This is a genomic window from Gilliamella sp. wkB292 (assembly GCF_001690235.1).
Taxonomy (GTDB): Bacteria; Pseudomonadota; Gammaproteobacteria; order Enterobacterales; family Orbaceae; genus Gilliamella; species Gilliamella apicola_F.
The window spans coordinates 1-7,655 of record NZ_LZGO01000021.1 but is presented as its reverse complement, the minus strand read 5'-3'; the positions used below and the strand labels follow the sequence as shown (position 1 = coordinate 7,655).

General features: G+C 32.3%; 10 protein-coding genes. All 10 read right to left on the bottom strand.

Annotated elements, in window-relative coordinates:
• Positions 1 to 114: 114 nt before the first annotated feature.
• A complete protein-coding gene (locus tag A9G09_RS01950) occupies positions 115 to 780 on the bottom strand; it encodes an SMI1/KNR4 family protein (protein ID WP_065633238.1) in 666 nt (221 codons plus the stop codon).
• Positions 781 to 1,024: 244 nt separating this feature from the next.
• Positions 1,025 to 1,468, bottom strand: a complete 444-nt coding sequence (locus A9G09_RS01945; RefSeq protein ID WP_065633237.1) for a hypothetical protein — start codon at positions 1,466 to 1,468, stop codon at positions 1,025 to 1,027.
• A 136-nt stretch (positions 1,469 to 1,604) separates the two neighbouring features.
• On the bottom strand, positions 1,605 to 2,201 hold the full coding sequence (locus A9G09_RS01940) for a hypothetical protein (protein ID WP_065633236.1): 597 nt from the start codon (positions 2,199 to 2,201) through the stop codon (positions 1,605 to 1,607).
• A 287-nt stretch (positions 2,202 to 2,488) separates the two neighbouring features.
• Positions 2,489 to 2,986 (bottom strand): hypothetical protein, encoded by a 498-nt coding sequence (locus A9G09_RS01935; RefSeq protein ID WP_218056791.1) that lies wholly within the window; start codon positions 2,984 to 2,986, stop codon positions 2,489 to 2,491.
• Positions 2,987 to 3,390: 404 nt separating this feature from the next.
• Positions 3,391 to 3,534 carry an RHS repeat-associated core domain-containing protein gene (locus tag A9G09_RS13170; RefSeq protein ID WP_081297444.1) on the bottom strand — a complete coding sequence of 48 codons (144 nt, stop codon included), beginning with the start codon at positions 3,532 to 3,534 and terminating at the stop codon, positions 3,391 to 3,393.
• 208 nt (positions 3,535 to 3,742) lie between these two features.
• The gene (locus A9G09_RS01930) at positions 3,743 to 4,171 is read right to left on the bottom strand and encodes a hypothetical protein (RefSeq protein ID WP_065633235.1); all 429 of its coding nucleotides are present in this window, start codon (positions 4,169 to 4,171) and stop codon (positions 3,743 to 3,745) included.
• A 116-nt stretch (positions 4,172 to 4,287) separates the two neighbouring features.
• On the bottom strand, positions 4,288 to 4,545 hold the full coding sequence (locus A9G09_RS12530; protein WP_081297443.1) for an RHS repeat-associated core domain-containing protein: 258 nt from the start codon (positions 4,543 to 4,545) through the stop codon (positions 4,288 to 4,290).
• A 935-nt stretch (positions 4,546 to 5,480) separates the two neighbouring features.
• Positions 5,481 to 5,888, bottom strand: coding sequence for an NTF2 fold immunity protein (locus A9G09_RS01925; RefSeq protein WP_065633234.1), 408 nt, complete (start codon positions 5,886 to 5,888; stop codon positions 5,481 to 5,483).
• A 317-nt stretch (positions 5,889 to 6,205) separates the two neighbouring features.
• Positions 6,206 to 6,649, bottom strand: coding sequence for a hypothetical protein (locus A9G09_RS01920; protein WP_065633233.1), 444 nt, complete (start codon positions 6,647 to 6,649; stop codon positions 6,206 to 6,208).
• Between the two features lie 335 nt (positions 6,650 to 6,984).
• Positions 6,985 to 7,398: a hypothetical protein gene (locus tag A9G09_RS01915; protein ID WP_218056790.1), complete on the bottom strand. Its 414-nt coding sequence runs from the start codon at positions 7,396 to 7,398 to the stop codon at positions 6,985 to 6,987.
• Between the last annotated feature and the right edge of the window lie 257 nt (positions 7,399 to 7,655).

Below are 7,655 nucleotides of genomic sequence, written 5' to 3'. Positions count from 1 at the left end.
TCGTATATTGCCTCCAAACCTAACGCTTTTACCACTGTGCGTAGCTATTTCCATAAGTCCTTTTTCACCTTTAGATAATATAATAGTTAATTTTGTTTGATTTGAATTTATCTATTAGTTTATTAAACCCTGCTCTCGTAATTTAGCGAGAACTTCACGCCCTTTTTCAGAAAGTTCCATTTTTTTTAAATAAATAGCCAGCCTGTTTTCAGGAATTATTGAAATTCGTTTAGGATATTCTATAAAAGAATCTAAGCTATCATCTGGAAAGGGAATGTTAGGGTTATTGTAATCATCTTCATCTGGATCATAGTCATCTTCAACTTCTGTTCTTGTTATCATCGCTAATAAGGCATCAATGTCGTTGGCGACCAATTTTAAGTTTGTATCCTGTTCTAAATAGCCCCCTTTCATATCAAAATATAGATCATTAACTTCGTGATCCCAGTGATAAATTTTACCCTTCGGGCTTAAACAAAGTAGGTCACCATAATTAAGGCTAGCTATTGCTAAATAATTTTCTGGAATGCGATCTAAATAGCTGTCATTGATTGCCAGTAAATCTTCTGTATCTTTTTTTGAAAAACCAAAAATAACCTCTAAGGGTAACGCTTCGCCATCGCAATCGATACAATAGTCTATTTCAGCTTCATCATCTAAAATAATCACATTATATCGTTTTAGAAATTCGATATAGGCATGATTTATTTTGGTATTTAAATTTAACTTTGTAATACATTTATCAATATCTTTGGGTATACGATATTTTGATTTAAACATGCTTATTCCTTACATAATCAAATTGATACATTATTTTTATAATAAAAGCTTTTTTATTTTGTATTGATAAAATATCATACTTAATTATTAAACGCCATTACGATTCAACTCATTAATTTAAATAAAGATTTAAGTTGATAAACTATTATTTCAAACTGGTTATGTCGATGATTGATAGCAAAAGCCACTCAAGATATAGGGAGAACATAAAAGTGTAGTAAAGCGCTATAAATTCTCAAAATTATCAGTCCTCGAGATCTTTTAACCATTTTTGATATCTTTCTGGATCCTTTGCAATCAATGTTTTTAATGTTTCAAACACTTCGTTTATCCCTGAAGGATCCACTTTATATTTATTAAATACAAAAATCATTCCCTCTGCGATGGTATCAAGAATGTAATACATTTGTTGCGTATAGCAACTAAACGTTTTATAAGGTATAAAAATTGTGAAATAAACCACTTTGTTTTTTGACGATGTTGTAGGACCGTAGACTAAATTTTTGTGTTCTTGTGTGGCTGATATGGTAAATACTAATTCATAATCTGTTGTTTTAAATAATTTATCATAATGTGGAAGCGTTTTGTTTAATTTATTGAGATTTTCTATCAACGGATTTAAAACTGCATCAGTAATTTCATAGCAAACGCCAACTTCAGCGTATAATTGTAAAAAATCAATTTTCATTTACATTGTCCTTTCGGTTTATCACTGTTTTGATTGCCAACTGGAATTCTTCCTGTTTTTGTATAATGCTCATCAATTTTCACTGTCTCTACTGGTTTTGTTGTTGGAAAGCGTTTTCAACAGAATCAGTATATTGCTATTTAACTTTGACTTTCTCTACACATACTCCAACTAATTTGATATTTTTTATCCTTTCATAAATACTTTCATATAAAAGTAAACCCAAGTCCGTACAGCATATTGGGTATGGTGGATATTCGCTTTCAAGTAAAAACCACGGCGCTCTTTCTCTTCTTGAGTGAAAATGGCAGTCAGGACAGACAAAAAGACGCTCATTTTCAGGAATAGGTTGTCCATCAAAAAGATATGGTTTTTCACCTCTAAGAACAACGTAATCATATTTACTAATAAAAGTTATAAATGGCTGTTTATGCTTTTCACTTTCCACTTTATTATAAATAGAACCTATATTTAAATGTTTTTCAGCATCTTCACCCAGCAAACTAAATAAGCGCAGCGACATAATACTAGGTATCAGAAGACGACCTACCATGGGCATATCTAGATTTTTCCTGATTTTCCCATCCGTAATCACATCCATACCACCGTGAGGTAGTTTTACTCTATGGCAATAATGACAAAATTGCTCTTTGTTTTTACGCTTCCATTCGGGAACGATATCGACAGTGTCCATTCCTGAATAATACAGGTGATAAAGTTGTTCACGCTTCATGGATATACCTCATATCTATTATTAATTATATTTTTCTTCAATATTTGTTAGGCAATCTACATCAGTTTCCTAGCGGCATCAAGAACTGCATCAAAAGACGGTTGCTAGCTTTGCCCAGTCGATGTTTTCGATACGGCTTCGATTAGGCGGTGTTAGACGTCATAATCTAATACAGGGTGCCGTTGGAAGTCTCATTCTAGGTGTTACAATAACGTCAAGATTTGTGCTAATCAATCTAGAGTAGGTTAATTTTTTGAGATAAATTACATTATTATTTTAAATAAATATTATTTTTCTTTTGGTTCCCAAAAAGAATCATCAGAAACAAAAATCTCATTCAGTTTTAAATCTAAAGGAATAGATTCAATATAATCAGCCATTTCATCATACGGTGAAGGAAGTGTAAAAGACATACCGTAATCTTCGTCAACAATAAGCGTACCATTTAGAATGCGCTGACTTTTTGTTAACAAGATAAGTTCTTTCATCGTAATTCCCGCATACAATTTTTTCTTATATTTCCCTTGATAATGTTCATTACATCCTACAGCAATAATTCCACCTTCAGAATTAGTAGAAATTATTATTGTCCCAGCCTCTAAAAAATATGCATACATTTTTTCATTGAAAGGGTAAGGGGTCATATATTCTTTTACTTCGACCGTAAAATTTTTGTATATTTCATCTAAATAAAAATCTATATGGCGTTCCAATTCAATATTCCCTAAAGATTTATAGCTAACTATATCTGCATTAAAATCAATCATTTTCCATTTTCCATTCATAAGCATTCCGTCAATATAGACAGGTGAATCTTGAATACGATCATAGTTTTTAAATTCCCCATGGCCAATTCTGCCTAAAACCTCATCTAGCCCTTTGCTTGTTGATTTATAGACTTTCCAATAATCATTACTGTGTATATTAGGTTGAGATGTAGAACCACCTGTATGATAATCCGATTTATATGTTGTACCAGATTTAGTTGTTTTAACATAAACAGTATATTGAATAGCGTTCGGATTTTTTGCTTATGATTTTGTTACCTTTCTCCCTTTCGATATCAAGTAATCATAAATTTCTTCTGGCTTTTTACTTGTCAAACGATTTAACCAACGTTTAGTTACGCTGTTTTTACGTTTGAATCCTTTGGAAGGTTTACAGCTCCAGCCCTTAGGTTCGATCCACATCAACCCATTAGGCGCATACTGATAAAATTAAACTCACCCAAGACCCCAATCGGATCCGGCTGCGTAAATCTACCTATATCTGAGTCATAATACCTGAAAGTATTGTAATGGAAGCCCGTTTTTCTGTCTAAATACTGTCCCAATACCTTAGGTTCTGTTGTATCTGGCTATGTTCGATTTCTTGTATCGGTCTACCCCACAGCTGATAGCTACATGCTTATAAAATTTTGCGACATTTAACTGCCAGCTATAAATATTTAAATTCATATCAAATTTTTAATCAGTGAAAATAGTTATGTTAAAATCCATTTTTCCTACAGCATAGGTATATTATCTAGTCTATATAATACTTTAAAAAATACCTGTTAATTTTTTTCTTGATATTTTTAAATCTTTAGCAATAATCTCAACATAAAATGAATCACTTTGGATAATGTAATGATAATATTCTCCAATATCATATTTATCCCACTCAGGAAAAAAAGAACTTCTTTCTATCTTCAATTTTTCTAGCCAGGATGAATCTTTGACAATCCAATAGCAAGCACGGAAATCATCGTCTTCACGAGGAATATAATAACTTAAATTTTTATTACGTTCGTATCTCATGGCCCAAACATAAGAAAAATCGAATATACCAGTAAATACAGAATATTTAGCAGAAGAATTCCATATTTTAAAAAAAGCAGTTAATGAATCTCCTTTTGACTTCAAAACAATATCATCATTTGGAGCCTGCCAATAAGGTAGCTCTATTGCATATGCCATATCTTTCTTCATAATATTTATCTTTCATTTGCAAATTGAAGTTTTACCTTTCCTTTTTAGGTAAAGCATTTTTTTAAGTTTACAGTTGCAATCTTTCAAATCAACAATATTTGTTTGAAAGATTAATTTTATTGGTTAAGTTTTATTTTTCCGTAGTTATTCCTCCACGGTTCAATCCACATCAGTGAGTTAGGCGCATACTGATACAAATTAAACCCACCCAAGAGCCCAATCGGGTTCGGCTGCGTGAATCTACCTATATCTGAGTCATAATACCTGAAAGTATTGTAATGGAAGCCCGTTTCTCTGTCTAAATATTGCCCCTGATACCTTAGGTTCTGTTGTATTTGGCTATGTTCGATTTCTTGTATCGGTCTGCCCCACAGCTGGTAGCTACATGCTCAAACAATGTGACTGTTTTCGTCAGGGGTGCCGTTGACGTCGGTGTGGTAGTACAGGCTTTTTGTTCTGTACTGATGGTGGTCTCTACACTGGCTAAGGGTTCATAGCCGCTTTCATCAATGTAGATGTAGACGCTTTTGCTTCTGTCGGTACGGGTTTCCTGAATCATTCTTAGTCCGTTCCACAGGAAGTGGGTACGGTTGCAGGCTTTGCCCGCTCGGTCTATCTGGTGCTTTTCGATACGCCGGCCTAAGGCTTCGTAGCTGTCGTACTGCGTACCTTTGCAATCTGTTTGCTAAGGGTACGGTCGTGTGCGTCATAGGTATATTGCAGTCCACATAAGTTATGTAACTGTCTGCAACGTATTAGGTTCTGATTTTCGCTTTTTCTGTCTTGGTGCAACAGTTTTCGATTCGGCCGGTGCGGTCATAGTGGTAGTCGGTATGTCCTTGATGAATGTGTTTTTTACTCACCAGTTGGTCGAGGTTATTGTACTGGTCGTGGCGTTCGGTGAGGATGTCGGACTGGATAGTGTTGTGCGTTTGTGTTGTAGGCGGCTGTTACGGTCGTAGCTGAATTCGGTGTTGAGTCGTCCTTGGCTACGTAAGATTTCGCGGTTTAGGTGGTCGCGTTCGATGTCGGTGATGGCTGTGTAGTCTAGGTTGATTTGGTGTAGATGGTGGAACCTTAATACAGGCTATTGAGGGTGCTCCCGCCAGTAGTATGGTAGCGATGCGGTTACCTGTTTTGCTGTACTGATAGCATAACGTCAGAAATAGTTAGTAATTTCAGCTATGCTGCCTGCGGTAAAGTCGACAACGTTAGCATTATGAAGGTGATTAAACGTTAATTGTTTTCACTTAAATTCTTTAGTTTAATAAAAATGGTTGGTTGAATTGATAATAATATTTAAGAAAAATTAAAGAGTATATTTTTCCCATTTATTATCTATGTCATCGTAAACTTCTTTTTTATCAATCAGCCATTCATGATTTTTAAAATGTAAAGTATATCGAAATTGATCTTTTACACCCTTTTGTTCTTGAGTATATATTACTATTTTAGTATTTTTCAATTCTTCGGTTTTTAAAAATTTTTCATCTGGCGAATATTCAGGTGGATTACCACAGCCCAATGAAACTTGTCGGCCATATTTTCGCTCTTTCTTTGTACAGAATTTATTAAATATACAATTCAAATCATTAATCATACTTAAGCGAACTTCCTCTGATGAACCATTTTTTACAAGTGGATAATAATGTTTCTCCCAATTATTCATTGCAATAATAAAATTTTTTAAAACATTTTCTGCATTTTCTAAACTCATTTTAATTTACCTAATTATAAGATACTTCGCTTAACACATTTTTTACTATTTTGAGAAACAGAATATTGTATTTTTTGGCCTAGTACTACCTTTGTCATAAATAAAATTCCATGCAATCTTTACTGTTCCATTTTTTCAATATATCTTCTTACTCGCTTCTCAAAAGTTCGGTATTGTCCCCAATACACATATTATATGTCCCTAATACCTTAGGTTCTGTTGTATCTGGCTGTGTTCGATTTCCTGTATCGGTTTGCCCCACAGCTGATAGCTATCAAAGGCAATCGCGCCTTAAACACTATAAATTTTTAAAATTATCAGTCCTCGAGATCTTTTAACCATTTTTGATATCTTTCTGGATCCTTTGCAATCAATGTTTTTAATGTTTCAAACACTTCGTTTACCCCTGAAGGATCAGTTTTATATTTATTGAATACAAAAATAATTCCCTCTGCTATGGTATCAAGAATGTAATATATTTGTTGAGTAAATGAATTAAACGTTTTATAAGGTATAAAAATTGTGAAATAAACTACTTTGTTTTTTGACGATGTTGTAGGGCCGTAGACTAAATTTTTGTTTTCTTGTGTAGCAGATATGGTAAAAACTAATTCGTAATCTGTTGTTTTAAATAATTTATCATAATGTGGAAGCGTTTTGTTTAATTTATTGAGATTTATTCTCAATGGCTTTAAAACCGTATTAGTAATATCATAGTTAACTTCTACTTCAGCATATAATTGTAAAAAATCAATTTTCATTTACATCGTCCTTTCGATTTATAACTCTTCATCTACATCATAGGTTTCGGCAAGATAAGATCCTTTATTTATATATTTTTTTATCATTTTTAGTATAACAATAATATGATGTTGTTTTTTACCAATCTACTAAGAAATTTAATTCCTTTTAATAATCATTTTGTTATATGACACTTCATTTAAAGTTACAATGTCACATTTATTTAAACAATCAATTAACAATATGAGTTTTTTGAATTTAAGTATGGGTCTTAATCGTGTAAAAATGTGGCAACAGTTAGTCTGTTTTTTTGACTAAGTGAAATTCAGTTACAGTTTTGTTAAAAACAATACTATTAATCATCCTCTTTAGCGAAGCGAATAGCTTCTTTTACTCTTCTATTTTTCTTATTTTTAGCTAAAAATGCATCACTATTTAGAATGTTTATAAACTGTTCTTTTCCTAATATCTTTTTGATATTTGTTAACATAATTTCCAGATCTGAAACTTGATCATTAATATGATCAGATAAATCCATTGATAGATAACGATCTTCAAGCAAGGATAAAGCACGATTGGGGTTAATTCTTAACAACAACTCAAATGCTGGTAATTGAAAGATGCGACATTTTATTAGGTTTTCCAACAAAAACGTTGCTTTTGAGACTTCTACCTCATCGATAAAATTATTTTTTCCATATTTATCCGTTAGTTCAATCCACAATTTTTTATATAAGGATTCAAATCTTTCGAGTGTATCAACAAGCATTTACGATCCCCTTATGAATAATCAACATATCTTATATTTTGCTAATTAGTTGCCTTATTGCTTAATAATTATCTTTTCAAGACAAACTAATAGCAGATAGATTTATTTTCAATGTGATTAATTTTTGTTTTATTATGGTAAATAATATTTACGGCTAGAGCTAAATTTATAACACTAATTCAATAAGTTAAATGTAAATACAACTTTTAACATTATAAATCTTTTCAATCATTTTAATGCATAATAATGACTGCAAT